The 20,614-nt window shown below is 71.4% G+C and carries 15 protein-coding genes; 5 read left to right on the plus strand and 10 right to left on the minus strand.

Annotation, left to right across the window (positions count from 1 at the left end; genetic code table 11):
* Window positions 1-183 precede the first annotated feature (183 nt).
* The 5 genes from ndk to DFJ69_RS04850 all read right to left on the minus strand — a co-directional run bounded on the left by ndk (window position 184) and on the right by DFJ69_RS04850 (window position 6,656).
* Window positions 184-594, minus strand: a complete 411-nt coding sequence (gene ndk / locus DFJ69_RS04830; protein WP_211328511.1) for a nucleoside-diphosphate kinase — start codon at window positions 592-594, stop codon at window positions 184-186.
* 81 nt (window positions 595-675) lie between these two features.
* Window positions 676-2,127 carry a hypothetical protein gene (locus DFJ69_RS04835; protein WP_116021359.1) on the minus strand — a complete coding sequence of 484 codons (1,452 nt, stop codon included), beginning with the start codon at window positions 2,125-2,127 and terminating at the stop codon, window positions 676-678.
* A gap of 116 nt (window positions 2,128-2,243) precedes the next feature.
* Entirely contained in the window at window positions 2,244-2,588 is a 345-nt protein-coding gene (locus DFJ69_RS04840; protein WP_116021360.1) for a DUF4233 domain-containing protein, read from the minus strand.
* The gene (locus DFJ69_RS04845) at window positions 2,585-3,958 is read right to left on the minus strand and encodes a bifunctional folylpolyglutamate synthase/dihydrofolate synthase (protein WP_116026407.1); all 1,374 of its coding nucleotides are present in this window, start codon (window positions 3,956-3,958) and stop codon (window positions 2,585-2,587) included. The genes DFJ69_RS04840 and DFJ69_RS04845 overlap by 4 nt, the downstream gene beginning before the upstream one ends.
* 100 nt (window positions 3,959-4,058) lie before the next feature.
* A complete protein-coding gene (locus DFJ69_RS04850) occupies window positions 4,059-6,656 on the minus strand; it encodes a valine--tRNA ligase (protein ID WP_116021361.1) in 2,598 nt (865 codons plus the stop codon).
* 190 nt (window positions 6,657-6,846) lie between these two features.
* Here DFJ69_RS04850 and DFJ69_RS04855 point away from each other — a divergent pair, with 190 nt between their 5' ends.
* The 5 genes from DFJ69_RS04855 (at window position 6,847) to DFJ69_RS04875 (ending at window position 13,191) form a co-directional block, all read left to right on the plus strand.
* Window positions 6,847-7,662: a hypothetical protein gene (locus DFJ69_RS04855; protein ID WP_147312202.1), complete on the plus strand. Its 816-nt coding sequence runs from the start codon at window positions 6,847-6,849 to the stop codon at window positions 7,660-7,662.
* Window positions 7,663-7,772: 110 nt separating this feature from the next.
* Window positions 7,773-9,800 (plus strand): sensor histidine kinase, encoded by a 2,028-nt coding sequence (locus DFJ69_RS04860; protein ID WP_116021363.1) that lies wholly within the window; start codon window positions 7,773-7,775, stop codon window positions 9,798-9,800.
* Window positions 9,797-10,447 (plus strand): response regulator transcription factor, encoded by a 651-nt coding sequence (locus DFJ69_RS04865; RefSeq protein WP_116021364.1) that lies wholly within the window; start codon window positions 9,797-9,799, stop codon window positions 10,445-10,447. Before DFJ69_RS04860 ends, DFJ69_RS04865 begins: the two co-directional genes overlap by 4 nt.
* A 57-nt stretch (window positions 10,448-10,504) precedes the next feature.
* Window positions 10,505-12,532 carry a sensor histidine kinase gene (locus DFJ69_RS35300; protein WP_245974022.1) on the plus strand — a complete coding sequence of 676 codons (2,028 nt, stop codon included), beginning with the start codon at window positions 10,505-10,507 and terminating at the stop codon, window positions 12,530-12,532.
* Window positions 12,529-13,191 carry a response regulator transcription factor gene (locus DFJ69_RS04875; RefSeq protein ID WP_116021365.1) on the plus strand — a complete coding sequence of 221 codons (663 nt, stop codon included), beginning with the start codon at window positions 12,529-12,531 and terminating at the stop codon, window positions 13,189-13,191. Before DFJ69_RS35300 ends, DFJ69_RS04875 begins: the two co-directional genes overlap by 4 nt.
* 317 nt (window positions 13,192-13,508) lie before the next feature.
* Here the strand turns inward: DFJ69_RS04875 and clpX are convergent, their stop codons facing one another.
* The 5 genes from clpX to DFJ69_RS04900 form a co-directional block, all read right to left on the minus strand.
* Window positions 13,509-14,783, minus strand: a complete 1,275-nt coding sequence (gene clpX, locus DFJ69_RS04880; protein ID WP_116021366.1) for an ATP-dependent Clp protease ATP-binding subunit ClpX — start codon at window positions 14,781-14,783, stop codon at window positions 13,509-13,511.
* Window positions 14,784-15,206: 423 nt separating this feature from the next.
* Entirely contained in the window at window positions 15,207-15,848 is a 642-nt protein-coding gene (locus DFJ69_RS04885) for an ATP-dependent Clp protease proteolytic subunit (protein ID WP_116026409.1), read from the minus strand.
* A gap of 86 nt (window positions 15,849-15,934) precedes the next feature.
* Window positions 15,935-16,579, minus strand: coding sequence for an ATP-dependent Clp protease proteolytic subunit (locus DFJ69_RS04890; RefSeq protein WP_116021367.1), 645 nt, complete (start codon window positions 16,577-16,579; stop codon window positions 15,935-15,937).
* A 319-nt stretch (window positions 16,580-16,898) separates the two neighbouring features.
* On the minus strand, window positions 16,899-18,335 hold the full coding sequence (tig, locus tag DFJ69_RS04895) for a trigger factor (protein WP_116021368.1): 1,437 nt from the start codon (window positions 18,333-18,335) through the stop codon (window positions 16,899-16,901).
* Window positions 18,336-18,535: 200 nt separating this feature from the next.
* Window positions 18,536-20,323 (minus strand): substrate-binding and VWA domain-containing protein, encoded by a 1,788-nt coding sequence (locus DFJ69_RS04900; protein ID WP_116026410.1) that lies wholly within the window; start codon window positions 20,321-20,323, stop codon window positions 18,536-18,538.
* Window positions 20,324-20,614 lie beyond the last annotated feature (291 nt).

Consider the following 20,614-nt stretch of genomic DNA (forward strand, 5'->3'; position numbering starts at 1 on the left):
ACTGGCGGACGTGCAGAGCGGCATACCCATGGTAACGCGCCGCATGCCGACGAGGCAGACGGGACACCCGCCGGTCCATACCGGAATAATCGCCGATGACCAGCAGAATTTCACGTCGACACGCGCTGTGCCCATGGTCGGGGCTCGAGCCGCGACCATGGGCACACGTGATCCGAGGGGCGGTCAGCCCAGGTCGGGGAAGAAGATCTTGATCTCGCGGGCGGCGGACTCGGGCGAGTCGGAGCCGTGCACGATGTTCTCGCCGATCTCCAGGGCGTGGTCGCCGCGGATGGTGCCGGGGGTGGCCTTGACCGGGTCGGTGGCGCCGGCCAGGGCGCGGAACGCCTCGATGGCGCGGGGGCCCTCGACGACCAGCGCGACCAGGGGACCGCCGGTGATGAAGTCGACCAGCTCGCCGAAGAACGGGCGCTCGCGGTGCTCGGCGTAGTGGTCCTCGGCGGTCTCGCGCGACAGCGTGCGCAGCTCCAGCGCGACCAGGCTCAGGCCCTTGCGCTCGATCCGCGAGATGACCTCGCCCACCACACCGCGACGGACGCCGTCGGGCTTGACCAGGACAAGAGTGCGCTCGGACACGACAGGGATCTCCTCATGAGGTCGGGGTTCAGACGCGGATGCGCCCAGGGGACGGCGTGCGATCACCGCTGCGCGCGAAGCCTACCCGGAACCCCGACCTGCGGCTTGCCTCGGACGATTCCGCCGTCCGGTGGCGCCGTGCGCGCCGTGCGGGGCGGCCAGTCGGGCGACCACGCCGAGCAGCAGCACGCTGAGGACGCCGGCGGCGATGAGCCACACCCGGTAGCCGGAGGTGAGGCCGTACAGCAGTTGCTCCTGCGTGGTGATCAGGCCGAGCCGGCGCAGTTGCAGGGACTGCAGCGACGAGACCGCGATCTGGCCGGTCAGGACGGCCGGCAGGCAGAGCGTCAGCCCGAACAGCGCCGCGCCGGGCCCGGCGTCCCGCAGCGAGGCGGCCAGCGCCAGGCCCAGGCCCCCGCCCAGCAGCACGGGAGGGACGGCCAGCAGCCAGTGCGCCGAGCCCGCGTCCACGGTGAGGAACAGCAGCACGGCGATGATCGCCAGCCCGTGGCCCGCGGCGACCACGCCGCGGGCGCCCCGGTGGGCCAGGCGCACGGACGCCAGCGCCCCGAGGACGGAGGCCGCCCCACCGCACGCGAACGGCCAGAGCGGAATGTCCTGCGGCCCGTGCGTGGCACCCAGCAGACCGGTCAGGGGCGCGGCCACCGGGAAGGCCAGCAGGCCCAGGGCGAGGAAGGCGACCGCCGACCCGAAGGGGCTGCCGGTGTCGCGGTCGCGGCTGCCCACCAGCGCCAGCCCCAGCAGCGCGGCGAACGCCAGGCCCGCGACCAGGAGCTGGGTCTCCGGCCGCCAGCCGTACGTGGAGATGACCGCCAGCGCGGCGAAACCCGCCGCCGGGGCGAGCGGCAGCAGCAGTTGGGTCCGCTCGGTGTGCCGCATGGTGGGGAGCGTGCTGCGCGCCCGGGCCAGGACGAAGCCTCCGACGACGGCCACCGCGAGCGCGAAGGCCGTGTAGCCCGGGTACGGCTGGAGGACCTCGCGCCAGGCGTCCTCTCCGGGCGTGTCGCCGAGCGGGACGGCGCGCAGGGCCGGCGGCATCGCCATCATCAGCACGGCGGTCAGCGTGCCCGCCCAGGCCGCGGTGAACGCGGGGTTGCGACGGTCCCAGACCAGGGCCAGGGTCGCGGGCAGGATCAGGCCGGCCCCGGCGCCCTGCGCGGCCCGGGCGACCCCGGCCTGCCACACGGTGTCCACCGCCTCGACGGCCAGCGTTCCGGCGAGCACCCCGGCCACCCCGGCGACCACCACCAGGCAGGCGCGGACACGGCGGACGAGCACGGCGGCGATCGGGAGGGTGACCAGCAGGGCGGGCAGCGCCAGTCCGGCGGCCCGGATCAGCGCCAGGTCCCGGCCGCCGCCGGGACCGTGGCCCAGCGCCACCACGTACTGCATGGTGTTGGGGATCACGGCGCCGGCGACCGGCAGCGCCAGCAGGACGACGGGCCAGACGGCCACGGCGGCGAGCCGGCGAAGGCGATGCGCGCCGCGGGGCCCGTCATTTTCGGTGGACACGAAGCCCTCCCGGATATCGGCATCCACCCGACATTTCCCCGTTATCCGGAAAGTGCGCCTCTTTTGGTGTGGCGACTGTTTCGGCGGACGCCCGTGTGAACTGGACTCCGCGAAATCTAGCGTGCCCGGGCGTCGCGCACCCTGCGTCCGAGCCAAATGGCGGTGATCCAGAGGGCGCCGAAAATGGCGCCGAGAAAGAACATCGTGGCGACCATGAATCCGGAGGCCACCAACAGGACCTGGAGCACGCCGCCGACGGCCACCGCCCACGGGCGGCGCACCATCCCGGCCAGCAGCAGGCAGGCCACCGCCAGCCCGCCGCAGACCAGTCCGGCGGTGCGGCCGTCCACGTCCTGGACCGCCACCGCGACGGGGATCGCCAGCGCGATCACCACCGCCTCGCTCGCCAGCACCGCCGCCAGCAGCGAGGTCGGCTTCGGCGCCTCGCCCGGCCCGCTCATCGGGCGCCCTCCCCGCCCACGCGCAGCAGCGTGCGGGCCTCGCCCACGGTGACCACGGACCCGGTGATCAGCACCCCGGCGCCCTGGTACTCGCCGGTCTCCTCGGCCAGCTCGATCGCCCGGTCGATCGCGTCGTCCAGCCGTTCGGACACGTGGACCCGGTCGGCGCCGAAGACGCCCTCGGCCAGCTCGGCCAGCTCCGGCGGCGGCATCGAGCGGTGCGTGGAGTTGCGGGTGACGACCAGCTCGGTCAGCACCGGCTCCAACTCCTCCAGCATTCCGGTGACGTCCTTGTCGGCGGCGGCGGCCAACACCCCGACCAGCCGGGTGAAGCCGAACTCCTCCGTCACCGCCTCGACCGTGGCGGCCATGCCCATCGGGTTGTGCGCCGCGTCCAGCAGCACGGTGGGCCCGGTCCGGACGACCTCCATCCGGCCCGGCGAGGACGTCTTCGCGAAGGCCGACCGGACCAGCGCCGGATCGAGCCGCCCCTCGCCCCCCGAGTACTCCTCCCCCGCCGCGATCCGGGTGGCCGCCGCCAGGTCGCCGCCCGTCTGCGAGGGCGCCCCGCTCGCGAACGCCTCCACGGCCGCCAGCGCACAGGCGGCGTTGCCCGCCTGGTAGGCGCCGAAGAGCGGCAAGAAGATGTCGTCGTACGCGCCGTGCAGCCCCTGCATCCGGACCATCTGTCCGCCCACGGCCAGGTCACGGCCCAGCACGCCGAACTCGATGCCCTCGCGCGCCGCCGTGGCCCCCACCTCGACGACCCGGCGCAGCAGCACCTCGGCGGCGGCCAGCGGCTGCTGTGCCAGCACGGCGACGGCGCCCTCCTTGATGATCCCGGCCTTCTCCAGCGCGATGTCCTCGAGGGTGGAGCCCAGGTAACGGGTGTGGTCCAGACCGATCGGGGTGACGACGGAGACCACGCCGTCGGCGACGTTGGTGGCGTCCCAGACGCCCCCCATGCCGACCTCGACCACGGCCACGTCCACCGGGGCGTCGGCGAAGGCCGCGTACGCCATCCCCGTGAGCACCTCGAAGTACGACAGCCTCCGCTCGTGCTTGCCGTCGACCAGCTCCAGGTAGGGGGCGATGTCCTGGTGGGCGGCGACGAAGGCCTCCTCGGAGATCGGCTCCCCGTCGATCACGATGCGCTCGCGCATGGTGGTCAGGTGCGGGCTGGTGGAGAGCCCGACCCGCAGCCCCCGTTCCCGCAGCAGGGTCTCGATCATGCGGGAGGTGCTCGACTTGCCGTTGGTGCCGGTCACGTGGATCACCGGATAGGCGCGCTGGGGCTCCCCCAGCACGTCCATCAGATCCCGGATCCTGACCAGGGACGGGTCGAACTCCCACTCCACGCCACGGGCCATGATCGCGGCGACGGCGGACTGGTACTCGGTGAGCTGCGGTTCTGACACGCGCAAAGCCTACTCACCCGGCCGGGACCCCACCGCCCCGGCCGGACGCGCCCTAGGCCCTCGGAAGGGCGGCGAGCTGGGACTCCAGACGGGCGATGTCGGCCTCGGCCTGGGTCAGGCGGGCGCGGTTCTTCGCGACGACGGCCTCGGGGGCCTTGGCCATGAAGTCGGCGTTGGCGAGCTTGCGGGTCGTCTGGTCGACCTCCTTGCGCGCGGCGGCCAGGTCCTTCTCCAGGCGCTTGCGTTCGGCGGTCACGTCGATGGCGCCGGCGGTGTCGAGCCGGACGGTGACACCCTCCACCGGCAGGGACGCGGTGGCCGAGAAGCCGTCGTCGGGGACGGTCAGTCGCAGGAGGGAGCGGATGGCCTCCTCGTGCGCGCCGAGCGGGGAATCGGCGAAGTCCAGCGCCGCCGCGACCCGCTGGCCGGGCTTGAGGCCCTGGTCGGAACGGAACCGCCGGACCTCGGTCACCAGGCGCTGCAGGGACTCGATCTCGGCCTCGGCGTCCTTGCTCACCAGGGTCGGGACCGCCGTCGGCCAGGCGGCGGTGACGAGGGTGTCGGCACCGGCCAGCGAGGTCCACAGCTCCTCGGTGACGAAGGGGATCATCGGGTGCAGCAGCCGCAGCAGGCGGTCGAGCACCTCGCCGAGCACACGGCGGGTGCCGGGGGCGCGCTCGTCGCCGAGCGGGACCTTGGACAGCTCGACGTACCAGTCGCAGACCTCGTCCCACGCGAAGTGGTAGAGGGTCTCGCACGCCTTGGCGAACTCGTAGGACTCCAGGTGGCCGTCGACCTCGGCGGTGACGTTCTGCAGCCGGGACAGGATCCAGGCGTCCGTGGGGGAGAGCTCGGTGGGCAGGTCGCCGTCGAGGTTCGCGCCGTTCAGCAGGGCGAAGCGGGTGGCGTTCCACAGCTTGTTGCAGAAGTTGCGGGAGCCCTGCGCCCAGTCCTCGGCGACCGGGACGTCGCCGCCCGGGTTGGCGCCGCGCAGCAGCGTGAAGCGGGTGGCGTCCGCGCCGTACTCCTCGATCCAGTCCAGCGGGTCGACCACGTTGCCGAACGACTTGGACATCTTCTTGCCGTACTGGTCGCGCACCATGCCGTGCAGGGCGATGACCTTGAACGGCGCGACCCCGTCCATCGCGTACAGGCCGAACATCATCATCCGGGCGACCCAGAAGAACAGGATGTCGTACCCGGTGACCAGCACGGACGTCGGGTAGAAGCGCTCCAGCTCCGGGGTGCGGTCGGGCCAGCCCAGGGTGGAGAACGGCCACAGCGCCGAGGAGAACCAGGTGTCGAGGACGTCGGTGTCCTGCGTCCAGCCCGCGGGCGGCTCCTCGTCGGGGCCGGCGCAGAACGCCTCCCCGTCCGGGCCGTACCAGACCGGGATGCGGTGGCCCCACCAGAGCTGGCGGCTGATGCACCAGTCGTGCATGTTGTCGACCCACGCGAAGTAGCGGGACGCCATCTCCGGCGGGTGGACGGCCACCCGACCGTCGCGGACGGCGTCGCCCGCGGCCCTGGCCAGCGGCTCCACCTTCACGAACCACTGGAGGGACACCCGGGGCTCGACCACGGTGGCGCAGCGCTGGCAGTGGCCGACCGCGTGCTCGTACGGCCGGACCTCCTTGACGATGCGGCCCTGCTCGCGCAGCGCGGCGACCACGGCGGGGCGCGCCTCGAAGCGGTCCAGCCCCTCGAACGGGCCGTGCACGGTGATCACGCCGCGCTCGTCCATGATCGTCAGGCTGGGCAGGTCGTGCCGGCGGCCGATCTCGAAGTCGTTGGGGTCGTGCGCCGGTGTCACCTTCACCGCGCCGGTGCCGAACGCGGGGTCCACGTGCTCGTCGGCGACGACCGGGATGCGGCGGCCGGTCAGCGGCAGCTCCACCTCGGTGCCGATCAGGTGGCGGTAGCGCTCGTCGTCGGGGTGGACGGCCACGGCGGTGTCGCCCAGCATCGTCTCGGCCCGCGTCGTGGCCACCACGATCGAGGCGTCGCCCGAGCCGTACCGGATCGAGACCAGCTCGCCCTCGCGCTCGGAGTGCTCCACCTCGATGTCCGACAGCGCCGTCAGGCAGCGCGGGCACCAGTTGATGATGCGCTCGGCGCGGTAGATCAGGCCGTCGTCGAACAGCCGCTTGAAGATGGTCCGGACGGCGCGCGCCCGCGGCTCGTCCATGGTGAACGCCTCACGGGACCAGTCCACGGCGTCGCCGAGCCGGCGCATCTGCCCGAGGATCCGGCCGCCGGACTCGGCCTTCCACTGCCAGACCTTCTCGACGAACGCCTCGCGGCCCAGGTCGTGACGGGACAGCCCCTCCTTGGCCAGCTCGCGCTCCACCACGTTCTGGGTGGCGATGCCGGCGTGGTCCATGCCGGGCAGCCAGAGCGTCTCGTACCCCTGCATGCGACGCCGTCGGGTCAGCGTGTCCTGGATCGAGTGGTCCAGCGCGTGGCCCATGTGCAGCGAGCCCGTCACGTTCGGCGGCGGGATCACGATGGTGAACGGCGGGCGCGCGGGGTCGCTCGTCGGATCGGCGGAGAACAGGCCCGCCGCCACCCAGCGCTCGTACAGTTCGCCCTCGACCTCGGCCGGTCGGTACTGGGTGGGCAGGTCGACGTCGGCGGCGGGGCGCTCCATGGGCTGTGTCACGGGCCCAGAGTCTACGGTCGCCGTGGGCCTCCGATGGCCGTGACCCGTGGACGACCCGTGGATTCCGTCCGGAACCGACCCGGCACCGCATACGTCACAATGTTCTCTGAACAGCCTCTTCGCACCCATGTCGAACCGCTCGCCGCAGCTCCCCCGTGCGGCGGGCCGAGGAGAACCGATGAGTGGTTGGAACCCCCCGCCGGGCCAAGGCGGCCCCTACGGCGGCCCGCCCGGCCCGGGTCCCCAGCCGGGATACGGCCCACCGGCGGGCGGCCCGGTGCCCCCGTACGGCCAGCAGCCCCCCGCGTACCCCCAGCACGCCCAGCACCCCCAGCAGCCGGGCTGGGGCGCGCCCGGCACCCCGCCGCCCTTCCCGCAGCCCCCGCCCCGGCGCGGCTCGGGGGCGGGCGTCGCGATCGTGCTGGTCGGCGGCGGTCTGTTCGTGCTGCTGATCCTGGTCGTCGTGGTGGTCGCGGTGGCCGTCGGCGGCGGCCCGAGCAGCATCTCCACACCCTCCTCCGCGGGCGGCCTGAGCCGCAACTACGCGGCGGAGAGCGAACTCCGCTCGCAGATCAGCCAGCAGCGTTCGCAGCTCCAGCGGTCGGCCGGCTACCGTCTCGACAGCATCGAGACCGCCGTGTACGGCGACGGCAGCCGCCGCTACCTGTTCCTCGGCGGCACCGGCGACGTGGAGAACGGCGACGACTTCGTCGGCAACTTCCGCCGGGCGGTGTCCTCCTCGTCCAGCCTCGTCAACACCTCGGTGACCGAGCTGAGCGACCCGGGCGGCGACGGGGTGGGCGTGTGCGCGGAGATCCGCTCCTCGTCCGGCTCCTACTCGGCGACCAGCGCCCTGTGCGCCTGGGCCACCGACAAGACCTTCGGCATGGTCGTCCCGGTCCCCGACTCCTCCTCGCTGTCGAGCCGGCCGAGCTTCACCTCCTATGACGTGGCCTCGACCATGCGGCTCATCCGCGACGACGTCGAGGAGTGACGCGAACGGGCCCCGCGATTTCCCGGGAGCGGCGTGACACCGGTCCCGTGACCTAGGGACGGGTCCTCCACGAAAGTCAACGGCAGGCGTTGACGCGACGGGAGGACTTCATGCGGGTGGTGGTCACCCTGGCCCGTCTCATCGCGGCCACCACCCCGGTGCTCATCGGCTGCTCCTACGCGCTGCGGCTCGACGCGCCGGAGGGCCCGTTGTGGGGACCGGGGGCCGTGGTCGGGGCGGTGTTCCCCGCGGTGGGCGCGTTCCTGCTGGCGCACCGGCCGCGGCTGTGGGCGGGCTGGCTGATCTGGGGCGGCGGGGTGGTCATCGCCGCCTACGAGGTGCTGCGCCAGATCGCCTACTGGCTCCATGCGGGAGGGCACGAGCAGGCGGCGGCCACGGTCGGGTGGAGCTACGCGTGGCTCGGCCAGTTCGGGATGTACCAGCTCCTCGGGGTGTTGTTCCTCTACCCCGACGGCCGATTGCCGTCCCCGCGCTGGAGACCGCTGCAGGTGGCGGCGGCCTGGCTTCCGCTGCTCCCCGCCCTGTACGTGGCGTTGGCGCCGAGGCCGGTCGGGCCCGGTTCGGCGCCCAATCCGTACGCCTGGGACGTGCTGGAGCCGCTGAGTCCTCTCGCGGACGCGCTGCGCAGGTCCGGATGGCTGATCCCGGTGGCGTGCGGGGGCATCGCGCTGGCCCTGCGGTACCGGAACGCGTCCCAGGACATGCGCCGTCAGATCCTTTGGGTGGCCTATCCGGGGTCCCTGCTGGCGGTGACCGAGCTGGTGGTGCCCGACACGCCCCCGTTCCGCGCCCTCCAGGCGGTGGTGCTCCTCGCGCTGCCGGTGGCGGTCGCGGTGGGCTTCATGCGGTACCGGCTCGGCGACATCGACCTGATCCTCAACCGGACCGTGGTGTACGGCCTGCTGGTCTCGTTGATCGGCGTGGTCTATTTCGGGCTGAGCGGCCTGGCCATGCTGCTGGGCCAGAACGACGACGGGCGGGCCAAGGTCGCCGGGCTGATCGGGGCCTTCACCGCCGGGGCCCTGTTCCATCCGCTGCGCAGCCGGCTGCAGCGCGCCGTGGACCGGATTCTGCGGGTGGAGCGGAACCCGTACCGGCTGGCCGACCGGCTGAGCCGCACCGTCCAGGAGGCGCCGGGCCCCTCGGAGGCGCTCGGGACGGCCGTCGCGACGGTGCGGGAGACGCTGCGCGTCCCGGGCGCGGCGGTGGAGGTCACCCGCGAGGACGGAGAGTCACGCGTGTACGCCGATGGGGATCTGGGCGAACGCCCGTACGTGGTGCCGCTGGTCTGGCAGGGCGAGCCGGTCGGGTGGATGCTGGTGGCGCGCCCCGAGACGCTGCGGCACGGCATCGACGAGAACCTGCTGGGCACCCTGGCGGTGCACCTCGCCGACGTGGCGCACGCCGTGCGGCTGACCGCCGACCTGCAACGCTCCCGGGAACGGATCCTCGCGACGCGCGAGGAGGAGCGCCGCCGCCTGCGCCGCGACCTGCACGACGGGCTCGGCCCGACGCTGGCGAGCCTGGCCATGTCCCTGGACGCCGCCCGGATCACCCTCGCCCGCGACCCCGAACGGGTGGACCCCCTGCTGGCCGAACTCCGCGAACGGATGGCCGCCACGATCGGGGAGGTCCGCGAACTCGTGTACGGGCTGCGGCCCCCCGCGTTGGACGATCTGGGCCTGGTCGCGGCGATCGACTCGATCGCCGAGGGCGCCTGCGACCGGGTGGACGTGCGGTTCGACGGCGACGCCGCCGACCTGCCCGCCGCCGTGGAGGTCGCCGCGTACCGGATCGTCCAGGAGGCGCTCACCAACATCCGGCGGCACGCGCAGGCGACGACCGCGCTGGTGCGGCTCAGCCGGACCGACGACCTGCACGTCATGGTGGCCGACTCCGGGGTGGGACTGCCCGACCCGGTGCGGGCCGGGGTGGGGCTGACCTCGATGCGGGAACGGGCCGCCGAGCTGGGCGGCTCCTTCTCGATCACGTCCAGGCCGGGCGGCGGCACCATCGTGACGGCCCGACTGCCGCTGAGCACGACCGGCGGACTCGACGACCACGCCCCGGGACGACCCGCGGGCGGACCGGACGACAGAACGGTGAGCCTGCCATGAGAGCCGACGACGTCCGCGTGATCATCGCCGACGATCATCCGATGTACCGGCAGGGCCTGCGGGCGCTGCTGGAGGCGCTGGGCGTGGGGGTGGCCGCCGAGGCGGTCAACGGACCCGAGTCGGTGCGGTTGGCGGCGGAGTTGCAGCCGGACGTGGTGGTGATGGACCTGCACATGCCCGGCGGCAACGGCATCGAGGCCACCCGCACCATCACCCGCACCAGCCCACGCATCGGCGTCCTCGTCCTCACCATGTTCAGAGACGACGACTCCGTCTTCGCCGCCATGCGCGCCGGAGCACGCGGCTACCTCCTCAAAGAATCAGGAGCCGAAGAAATCGCCCGCGCCGTCCGCGCCGTCGCCGCCGGCGAAGCCATCTACGGACCCGAAATCGCCCGCAGAGTCCTCACCTACTTCGCCGACATGCCCGACCCCAAACAAACCGCCTTCCCCGAACTCACCGACCGCGAACGAGAAGTCCTCCAACTCATCGCCCAAGGACGCAGCAACCAAGACATCGCACAAACCCTCTTCCTCTCCCCCAAAACCGTCCGCAACCACGTCTCCAACATCTTCATGAAACTCCACGTCGCCGACCGCGCCCAAGCCATCGTCCTCGCCCGCGAAGCAGGACTGGGCGGTATGTGAGGTACACCCGGTATTCCGCGAACCGTCCCTGACCTGTACGATCCTCACGATTTCGCAGTGGGGGTGCCGGTGGCGGCGAGCCGTACTCTCACGGTGGCGGTACGGCTCGGAGCAGCCGTGGCGGCCGCCGTGGTCCTCGCGGGGCTGGCGCTCCGCTTCCAGGTTCCGGGCGCGTACAGGTCGCCGCAGCCCTGGCGGCCCGAGCACGTCATGGGCCTGGTCTATCCGGCGGTGGGCGCGGTCGTGCTGCGCCGCCGGCCCCGGCTGGTCGTGGCGTGGCTGGTGTGGGCGATCGGCCTGCTCGCGGCGCTGCAGGTGGTGCTGCAGCCGCTGTCGCGCTGGGCCGTCGCCGAGGGCGCCACGGGCGCGGCGTACCTGCGCTGGGCGGCGTTCTGGATCTACCTGCTGGAGTTCCTGCCGCTGATCACGCTGCTGCCGCTGCTGTACCCGGGCGGCCGGCCTCCCTCCCGACGCTGGCGGCCGCTGCTGTGGCTGGTGTGCGCGCTGATCGCGGTGAACGTGGTGTTCGCGGCGCTGCTGCCGATGCGGTACACGGTCGGGCCGCTGCGCGTCGACAATCCGGTCGGCGTGGCCCTCGTCGGGGAGCTGGCGGCGTGGCGGCGGCCCATGGAGTGGCTCACGGTGGCGGCGGCGCTCGGGTGCCTCGCCTCGCTGGCCGTCCGGTTCCGCTCCGGCGGCCCGGTGGAGCGGCGGCAGATCGGCTGGCTCGGGTACGTCCTGGTCGCGGTGCTGCTGCTCGGGTGCCTCGACATGGTGGTGGCGACGCCGTTCGCGCTCTGGATCGTTCCGATCTCGCTGGCGGTGGCGGGGGTGCCGGTCGCCATCGCGGTGGCGATCCTGCGGTACCGGCTCTACGACATCGACCTGATCGTCAACCGGACGCTGGTCTACGGCGCGCTGGCCGCGTTCACCGGTGCGCTGTACTTCGGGCTGATCGGCGCGGTCAATCTCGCCGTGTCCGGATACGGGGCCCTCGCCGGGCTGGCCGGGGCGCTCGTCGTGGGCCTCACGTTCCAGCCGCTGCGGCTGCGGCTGCAACGGGCGGTCGACCGGCTCTTCAAGGTGGAACGGGACCCGTACCGGCTGGCCGATCGGCTGAGCCGCACCGTCCAACAGGCCCGGGACCCGGCGGCGGCGCTCACCAGCGCGCTGGCCTCCACCCGGCAGGCCCTCGGCGTCGGCGGCGCCGCCGTCGAGATCGGAGACCGGGACGGCGGGGTCCGCGTGCACGGCGACGGGGACACGGCGGATCTTCCCCAGGAGATCCCGCTGCGCTGGCACGGCGCCACCGTCGGCAGACTGCTGCTCCCCCCGGGCCGCCACGACGCCAGGCTCGCCGGTCTGCTGGCCCGGCACCTGGCCGACGTCGCCCACGCCGTGCGACTGACCGCCGACCTCCAGGCGTCCCGCGAACGGATCCTCTCCACGCGGGAGGAGGAGCGCCGCCGTCTCCGCCGCGACCTGCACGACGGCCTCGGCCCCACCCTCGCGGCGCTGGCGCTGTCCCTGGACGCCGCCCGGCTGCGCCTGAGCACCGACCCGGCGTCGGTGAGCGAGTCGCTGGCCTCGCTGCGGGAACGGATGATCGCCACCATCGGCGACATCCGGGAACTGGTGTACGGGCTGCGTCCGCCCGCCCTGGACAACCTGGGCCTGGAGGGGGCACTGCGGGCCCTCGCCGACGACCTGCCCGAACCCCGCGTCGACGTCGTGGTCGAGGACGCCGACGTGGCCGGGGAACTGCCCGCCGCCGCCGAGGTCGCCGCGTACCGGATCGTTCAGGAGGCCCTCAGCAACGCCCGTCGGCACGCCGACGCCCGGCAGATCACCGTACGGCTCCGCCGGGAGACCCACGGCCTCACGCTGGTCGTGGCCGACGACGGGGTGGGGCTGCCGATGACCGCCGACGGTCGGGTGCCGCGCGCCGGGGTCGGCCTCGGGTCGATGCGGGAGCGGGCGGCGGAACTGGGCGGTAGTTGTACTATCGGCCCTCGGCCGGGCGGCGGCACTGAGGTCGTCGCCAGGCTGCCCCTGTCATCCGCCCGAGGAGCTCCCGCGACATGAACGTCCCGCCCGGCAACGAGGCCACCCGCGTGCTCATCACCGACGACCATCCGGTGTTCCGCCAAGGTCTGCACGGGCTGCTGGAGGCGCTGGGCATCGACGTCGTCGGGCAGGCCGAGAGCGGGCCGGAGGCCGTGAAGCTGGCGGCGGAGTTGCAGCCGGACGTGGTGGTGATGGACCTGCACATGCCCGGCGGCAACGGCATCGAGGCCACCCGCACCATCACCCGCACCAGCCCACGCATCGGCGTCCTCGTCCTCACCATGTTCAGAGACGACGACTCCGTCTTCGCCGCCATGCGCGCCGGAGCACGCGGCTACCTCCTCAAAGAATCAGGAGCCGAAGAAATCGCCCGCGCCGTCCGCGCCGTCGCCGCCGGCGAAGCCATCTACGGACCCGAAATCGCCCGCAGAGTCCTCACCTACTTCGCCGACATGCCCGACCCCAAACAAACCGCCTTCCCCGAACTCACCGACCGCGAACGAGAAGTCCTCCAACTCATCGCCCAAGGACGCAGCAACCAAGACATCGCACAAACCCTCTTCCTCTCCCCCAAAACCGTCCGCAACCACGTCTCCAACATCTTCATGAAACTCCACGTCGCCGACCGCGCCCAAGCCATCGTCCTCGCCCGCGAAGCAGGACTCGGCACTGATTGATGGCCTCGCTGCGCTCGGCGGCGAGCGGGCCTGACACGCGCGGTCTTCCCTCGTCGTTTTCAAGATCGCTCCTTCGTCGCGATCTTGAAAGCCTCCTCAGTCCAGACCACGCGGGCCCGCTCGCGTGACGGTGGACGTGACAAAGCCCCGGCCTTCGGCCGGGGCTCGTTCACTCAGGGACCTGCACCACCAGGGGTGTGGGGGCGGAGCCCCCACATCGGGGGGTTCCGGGGGGTCGTCCCCCCGGGCCGGCACGGTAGCCCGCCTTCGGCGAGCACGCGCAGCGTGCGAGCACACTCCACCCGAACCCCGGCGGGCTACGCGGACTTCTCCCTCGGCTCGCGCTTGGTGCGTTCGCGGGGGACGAGGGTCGGGTTGACGTGCTCCAGGACGGCCTCGCGGGTGATGACGACGCGGGCCACGTCCTGGCGGCTGGGGACCTCGTACATCACCGACAGGAGGACCTCCTCCATGATAGCGCGCAGGCCCCGGGCGCCGGTGCCGCGCAGGATGGCCTGGTCGGCGATGGCCTCGAGGGCGTCGTCGGTGAACTCCAGGTCGACCCCGTCCAGCTCGAACAGCCGGTGGTACTGCTTGACCAGCGCGTTCTTGGGCTCGGTGAGGATCGAGATCAGGGCTTCCCGGTCCAGGTTGTGCACGTTGGTGATGATCGGGAGCCGGCCCACGAACTCGGGGATCATCCCGAACTTGAGCAGGTCCTCCGGCATGATGTCGCCGAGGATGTCGGAGGCCGCCTCCGCCTCGGCCTTGGAGCGGATCACCGCGCCGAAGCCCATCCCCTGCTTGCCGATCCGGGACTCGACGATCTTCTCCAGCCCGGCGAAGGCGCCACCGCAGATGAACAGCACGTTGGTGGTGTCGATCTGGATGAACTCCTGGTGCGGGTGCTTGCGGCCGCCCTGCGGCGGGACGCTGGCGGTGGTCCCTTCCAGGATCTTCAGCAGGGCCTGCTGGACACCCTCCCCGGACACGTCCCGAGTGATCGACGGGTTCTCGCTCTTGCGGGCGATCTTGTCGACCTCGTCGATGTAGATGATCCCGGTCTCGGCCTTCTTGACGTCGTAGTCGGCCGCCTGGATCAGCTTCAGCAGGATGTTCTCCACGTCCTCGCCGACATAGCCCGCCTCGGTCAGGGCGGTGGCGTCGGCGATGGCGAACGGGACGTTGAGAAGTTTGGCGAGCGTCTGCGCGAGGAGCGTCTTGCCGGATCCGGTGGGGCCGAGCAACAGGATGTTGGACTTGGAGAGCTCGACCGCGTCGTCACGGGCGCTGTCGCCGGACTGGATCCGCTTGTAGTGGTTGTAGACGGCCACCGACAGGGCCTTCTTGGCCGTCTCCTGCCCGATCACATAGCCGTCCAGGAACTCGTAGATCTCCCGGGGCTTGGGCAGGCTGTCCCACTTGAGGTCGGAGGTCTCCGCGAGCTCCTCCTCGATGATCTCGTTGCAGAGATCGATGCACTCGTCGCAGATGTACACGCCCGGACCCGCGATGAGCTTCTTGACCTGCTTCTGGCTCTTTCCGCAGAACGAGCACTTGAGCAGATCACCACCGTCGCCGATGCGTGCCACCCAACCGTCTCCTTTTCGTGGGGCCGCCCGCCTGAGAGGATGCGGCGCGGTATGTTACCTCGCGTTCGGGGACGGGCCCGCCCGGCGGCGCGGCTCGGCGCCGGCCGGGGGTGTTCGCCACCTCGCGCTCGTACCTGTGATCGCGCGGGGCGCCGGGCTCGCGGCACGGGCGGCGACCGGTGCGTCCTGACACCCGCATCGCCGACCACCTCGCTCGCTCGTCGCCTCGCCGGTCCTCTGCGTCCCGAAGGCTCTCGACGTCGGCTTCGACGTTACCGCCTCCGGAGGACTTGGTGAGCCCCCCGCCCCGAACTCCCCCCGAAGGGCTCCGCCCTCGGGGATCGCCCGGGTCCGCCCTCGGGCACCGAGCGGGCCCGACCCCATGGGGCCCGGTCCGCCCGGCCGCCGTCGGGACGGCCGCCGTCAGGACGACACTACCTCTGCGCGCCGCTTCCTGCTGGCGAAGACATCGTCCACCAAACCGTACGACTTGGCATCTTCCGCCGTGAGGATCTTGTCGCGCTCGATGTCCCTGCGGACCTCCTCGACCGGACGACCGCTGTGCCGGGCCAGGATCTCCTCGAGCTGCTCGCGGATGCGCATGATCTCGCGGGCCTGGATCTCGATGTCGCTGGACTGCCCGTAGGTGCCCTCGGTGGCCGGCTGGTGGATCAGGATCCGCGAGTGCGGCAGGGCCGCCCGCTTGCCCGGCGTGCCCGCTCCCAGCAGCACCGCCGCAGCCGACGCCGCCTGGCCGATGCAGACGGTCTGGATGTCGGGCTTGACGAACTGCATCGTGTCGTAGATCGCCGTCATCGCGGTGAACGAGCCGCCCGGCGAGTTGATGTAGATGCTGATGTCCCGGTCCGGGTCGATGGACTCCAGCGTCAGCAACTGGGCCATCACGTCATTGGCCGACGCGTCGTCGATCTGCACCCCGAGGAAGATGATGCGCTCCTCGAAGAGCTTGTTGTACGGGTTCATCTCCTTGACGCCGTACGTGGTGCGCTCGACGAAGGACGGGATGATGTACCGGTTGTCGACCGACGGCGCGGAGCCGCCCATCTGAATGCCCGGCCTGTACAGGTCGCTCACTTTCTGCCTCCGCTAGTCCGCTTCGTTCCGGATGACCGGCGCCGGGCGCCGGGCGATCATGAGACGGGGCCCTCCGAGGGGACCTGCGCGGCGCTGCGCACCACGTGGTCGACGAAGCCGTAATCCTTGGCCGCCTCGGCGGTGAACCAGCGGTCCCGGTCCGAGTCCCGGTTGATCTGGTCGACGTCCTGGCCGGTGTGCAGGGCGATCCGCTCGGCCAGGGTGTGCTTGACGTACAGCATCTGCTCGGCCTGGATCTTGATGTCCGAGGCCGTGCCGCCGATGCCGCCGGACGGCTGGTGCATCATGATGCGGGCGTGCGGGAGCGCGTACCGCTTGCCCGGGGCGCCGGCGCACAGCAGGAACTGCCCCATCGAGGCGGCCAGGCCCATGCCGACCGTGGCGACCTCGTTCGGGACGTACTGCATGATGTCGTAGATCGCCATGCCGGCCGTCACCGAGCCGCCGGGCGAGTTGATGTAGAGGTAGATGTCGCGCTGGCCGTCCTCGGCCGACAGCAGCAGCAGCTCCGCGCAGATCCGGTTGGCGATGTCGTCGTCCACCTGCTGGCCGAGGAAGACGATCCGCTTGCGCAGCAACTGCTGGAACAGTTGGTCGCCGAGCGGCAGGAGCTGAGCGTCGGCCAACCGCGACGTGATCGGCCGTTCCGCGGGGCTGGGCGCTTCGAAAGTCGGAGGCATGCTCACCGGGTTCCTCCGGTCGTGTATCGGGTCAGTTGATTGGACACTAACGCGCCCCGTCGGGCCTTTAAGCCCACGGGACCGCCTTTTCGCTCGGGGCGTACCCATGGCCTCGCTGCGCTCGGCGGCTCGCGCGCCTTCGGCGCGCTCGCGGGTGGCCTTGAGGACGTCGGTGTACGGGACGTCTCGGAGGTGGGGTGCCGGGAGGCTCCGTGCGTGGGGTGCTCGAGGTGTTCTTGGGCGGGGTGCCGGAACGCGGACGGGCCGGGGCCCCCGAGCGTGTCGTGGGGGGCTCCGGCCCGTCCGGTGCGGTGTGAGGTCAGGACGCCGGCTTCTCCTCGGGGGCCTCGGGGGCCTCCTCGGTGGTGTCCGGGGTGTCCTCGGCCTCGGCCTCGGCCTCGGAGTCGGCCTCGGCTGTCTCGGTGGTCTCGCCGTTCAGCTCGCGCTGGATGGCTTCGACGTCGAGTTCGTTGCCGGCCTCGTCGGTGATCTTGACGTGCTCGACGAGGACGTTGAGGGCCTTGTTGCGCAGGACCTCGGAGACGAGGGCCGGGATCTGGCCGCTGTCGGTGAGGTGCTGGGCGAGCTGCTGGGGCTGCACGCCCATCTGCATGGCCTGGGTGACCACGTAGTCGCTGAGCTCCTCGTTCTCGACGCCCAGCTCCTCGTCCAGGGCGAGCTGGTCGAGCAGGAACCCGCCCTTGACCGCCTGGCGGGCGGCCTCGGCGACCTCGGCCTCGAACTCCTCGGCGGTCTTCTCCTCGCGCTCCAGGTAGCCCTCGCGGGTGAGGCCGCTCCACTGGAGCTGCTGCTCGAGCTGCTCGTTGCGGCGGGTGACCTCGTCCTCGACGACCTGGTCGGGCAGCGGGATCTCGACCTTCTCCAGCAGCGCCTCCAGGGCCTTGTCACGGGCCTGGCCGAGCTGCTGCATCCGCTTGTTGCGGCCGAGACGGGTGCGCAGGTCGCCGCGCAGCTCCTCGATGGTGTCGAACTCGCTGGCGAGCTGGGCGAACTCGTCGTCGGCCTCGGGCAGGTTCTTGACCTTGACGTTCTGGACGGTGACGGTGATCTCGGCCTCCTCACCGGACCGCTCGCCGCCGACCAGCGTGGAGGTGAACGTCTTGGTGTCGCCGGCGCTCATCCCCGCCAGGGCGTCGTCGAGGCCCTCGATGGAGGTGCCGCTGCCGACCTCGTAGGAGTAGCCGGTGGTGGCGGCGTCCTCCACGGCCTCGCCGTCGATCTCGGCGGCCAGGTCGATGGTGACGAAGTCGCCCTCCTCGGCGGCGCGCTCGGCGATGGTGAGGGAGCCGAAGCGCTCGCGCAGCGTGTCGAGCGTCTCCGCGATCTCCTCGTCGGTGACCTCGGCCTCGTCGACGGTCACCTCCAGTCCCTCATAGTCGGGAACCTCGAACTTGGGCCGCACGTCCACCTCCGCGGTGAACGACAGCTCCTTGCCGTCGTCCAACGCGGTGATCTCCACGTCCGGTTGACCGAGGACGAAGATCTCGGTCTCCTCGACGGCCCGGCCGTACAGTTCCGGCAGGGCGTCGTTGACCGCCTCCTGCAGGACCGCGCCACGGCCGACGTACTGGTCGATCAGCGGCGCGGGCACCTTGCCGGGTCGGAAACCCTTGATCCGGACCTGCTTGCTGATTTCCTTGTACGCCTTGTCGAGGTTCGGCTTGAGCTCGTCGAACGGAACCTCGACGGTGAGCTTGACCCGCGTGGGGGTCAGCTCCTCGACATCGGTCTTCACTGGGGTCGGTCTCCTTGTCCGGCACGGTCACAGGCGCGGGTTCACTATCCGGCCGCGGCGTTTCGACGCGTTGCCGCCGGTCCTGACGCCCGGGGCGCGGGCACGCCGACGATCGGCTCCTCGCGCCTTCGCGCGCCAAGTCTATGGTGTCCGGGCGGCGTGCGCGGACACCCGGGGGCTCCGGCACCGCCGCGGCGGTCTCAGAAGTTGGAGATCACCTCCGTGAAGACGTCCCGGATGGTGTTCGGGTCGGAGGAGTCGTAGGAGGCCCCGTCGGTCTGCTCGGCGATGCGCCGCAGCACCCGTTGGTCGGCGTCCTCGCCGTATCCGATGGTGAAGACCCGGACGGTCTCCTCCTCTCGGGTGCCCAGTCGCTGCAGGAGGCCGTCGAGGTCGAGGCCGCCGGGTCGTTCGTTCTTGCCGTCGGTCATGACCACGACGGCGTTGATGGAGCCGCTCTCGCGGGCGGCGCGCATCCTGTCGAAGGCCGCGGCGGTGGTGTTGTACAAGCCGGTGCCGCCGGCGAGGGTGAGGCCGAGCAGGCGTTCGCGCAGGGTCCTGCGGCGGGCGTCGTCCATGGGCCCGACGGGCACGAGCTCCTGCCAGTCCTGTTCTCCTTGGAGCCTGGCGGAGAACATCCACAGGCCCACCTCGTCCTGTCCGCGGAACTCGGCCAGCGCCTCGGCCGCGGCCTCCTTGGCCAGGTCGCCCTTGCTCTTGCCGGTGCCCGGCACGCCCTCGGTCATGGAGCCGGAACGGTCGATGACCAGCAGCACGTTGGCGGGCTTGCGCAGCTCGCCCCAGGTCTTGAGCATCGTGTCGAGCACGGCGTCGGACGGCAGCGACAGCATCGTCTTGGGCTCGTGCGGCAGCAGCCCGTTCTGCGGGGTGGCGTGGCGGCCGGGGCGGCCCTGGTGATCGCGGTAACCGTGGTCCTGGAAGTCGCGCTGGACGTCCTCGCTGCGCAGGAACTTCAGGAACTCGTCGGCGACCTTCTTCTTCTCGGCGTCCATCCAGTTCAGCGGCACGAACGGATGGTCGGAGGAGATCGTCCCGTCCTTGGGGTAGATCGCCGCCAGGGGGACCTTCGGCTTGGCCCGCTTACCGAGCTGCGCGGGGTCCAGGCCGGGATTTCCCTGGTTGTAGTTCCAGACCGAATCCTCCTCAACGGTCACGGCCGAAATATAGGAAAGGGCCTGTCCCCGATCGTCGGCGCGCAGCAGGTTGCTCAGGAACGTGAGCGAGGTGTGTCCGTAATGGACGATCGCCTTCTCGATGTCGGAGACGAACGCGCGGTTCTTCGGCGCGGTGACGTCCGCCTCGGTGAGGTCCGAGGTGGTGCCCGTCGCGGCGTAGTAGGCGCCCACGGTGGCGTGCAGCCCCGAGGTCGACAGGTTGGGATTGGTCTTGCCGAGCCGGAACGCCCCCCACTCCGGATGCCCGTACGCCTTCCAGCCGTCCGGGCCGGTGGCGAGCCTGGACAGGTCCTCCCAGCCGATCGCCTTGCCCGGCCAGCCGAGCGCCTCGGCCATCGGCCGGGGCATGGCGATGGTCAACGGCGAGGTCATGATCGGCGGGAAGTCGCCGTCCGCGATCGGGGAGGGCCGGTCGGAGCCGGCCAGTCGGAGCCGCAGCATGGCGGCCCACACGTTGGAGGCCGGGCTCCAGACGTCGGGACGCCTGCCGTCCGTCCGCTCGTTCCAGCCGCGGGCCAGCGCCAGCATCGCGGTGCCGGAGTTCTTGGAGTCGACCTCGATCTCGACGCACCTGCCGCCGACCTTGCGGCCGTCGGCGAACTCGTCGGCCGCCCGCTGGAGCAGGCCGACCTTGTCCTGGGAGGCCGCCATCCGCAGGCTGACGGAGGCGCCACCGCAGTCACCGCCGCCGCCGCAGGACGCGGCGGTCGACCCGGCCAGTGCCAGCAGCGCCAGCCACACCGCCGGCCGCCTCGCACCGCTCCTCCATCCGCCGCCGCGCAATCCGCTCACCGACCCCGACCCGCCGAAGACGCCCAACGCACACCCTCCCGATCGGGACGCACCTGTTCGCGACCGCCGCCAGCCTAGGGCTCACGATCATGCGAACAAGGCCATTCGCCACACTTCAGGCACTAAGCACACAACACCGTCAAACCCTGTGACTCTCGGACGTCCATGGGCGTTCCGCTTTCCACGGTGTTTCTCCGAGCGTCGTTCCGGAGGTATGCGGCGGTATCCGATGCGAGAACGCGGCGTTACAGGGGTGTGACGGCGAGCCGTTTTGCCCCATACTTTGGCGGG

The organism is Thermomonospora umbrina, assembly GCF_003386555.1.
In the GTDB taxonomy this organism is placed as follows: Bacteria; Actinomycetota; Actinomycetes; order Streptosporangiales; family Streptosporangiaceae; genus Thermomonospora; species Thermomonospora umbrina.

Bases quoted from the DNA above. Each gene is read 5' to 3' on its own strand.
- DFJ69_RS04875 (WP_116021365.1), top strand. From the start codon at position 12,529: ATGAACGTCCCGCCCGGCAACGAGGCCACCCGCGTGCTCATCACCGAC.
- DFJ69_RS04845 (WP_116026407.1), bottom strand. From the start codon at position 3,958: ATGGCCCGTGGCGTGGAGTGGGAGTTCGACCCGTCCCTGGTCAGGATC.
- DFJ69_RS04850 (WP_116021361.1), bottom strand. From the start codon at position 6,656: ATGGAGCGCCCCGCCGCCGACGTCGACCTGCCCACCCAGTACCGACCG.
- DFJ69_RS04885 (WP_116026409.1), bottom strand. From the start codon at position 15,848: ATGGGCGGCTCCGCGCCGTCGGTCGACAACCGGTACATCATCCCGTCC.
- DFJ69_RS04865 (WP_116021364.1), top strand. From the start codon at position 9,797: ATGAGAGCCGACGACGTCCGCGTGATCATCGCCGACGATCATCCGATG.
- DFJ69_RS04855 (WP_147312202.1), top strand. From the start codon at position 6,847: ATGAGTGGTTGGAACCCCCCGCCGGGCCAAGGCGGCCCCTACGGCGGC.
- DFJ69_RS04860 (WP_116021363.1), top strand. From the start codon at position 7,773: ATGCGGGTGGTGGTCACCCTGGCCCGTCTCATCGCGGCCACCACCCCG.
- DFJ69_RS04840 (WP_116021360.1), bottom strand. From the start codon at position 2,588: ATGAGCGGGCCGGGCGAGGCGCCGAAGCCGACCTCGCTGCTGGCGGCG.
- DFJ69_RS04890 (WP_116021367.1), bottom strand. From the start codon at position 16,579: ATGCCTCCGACTTTCGAAGCGCCCAGCCCCGCGGAACGGCCGATCACG.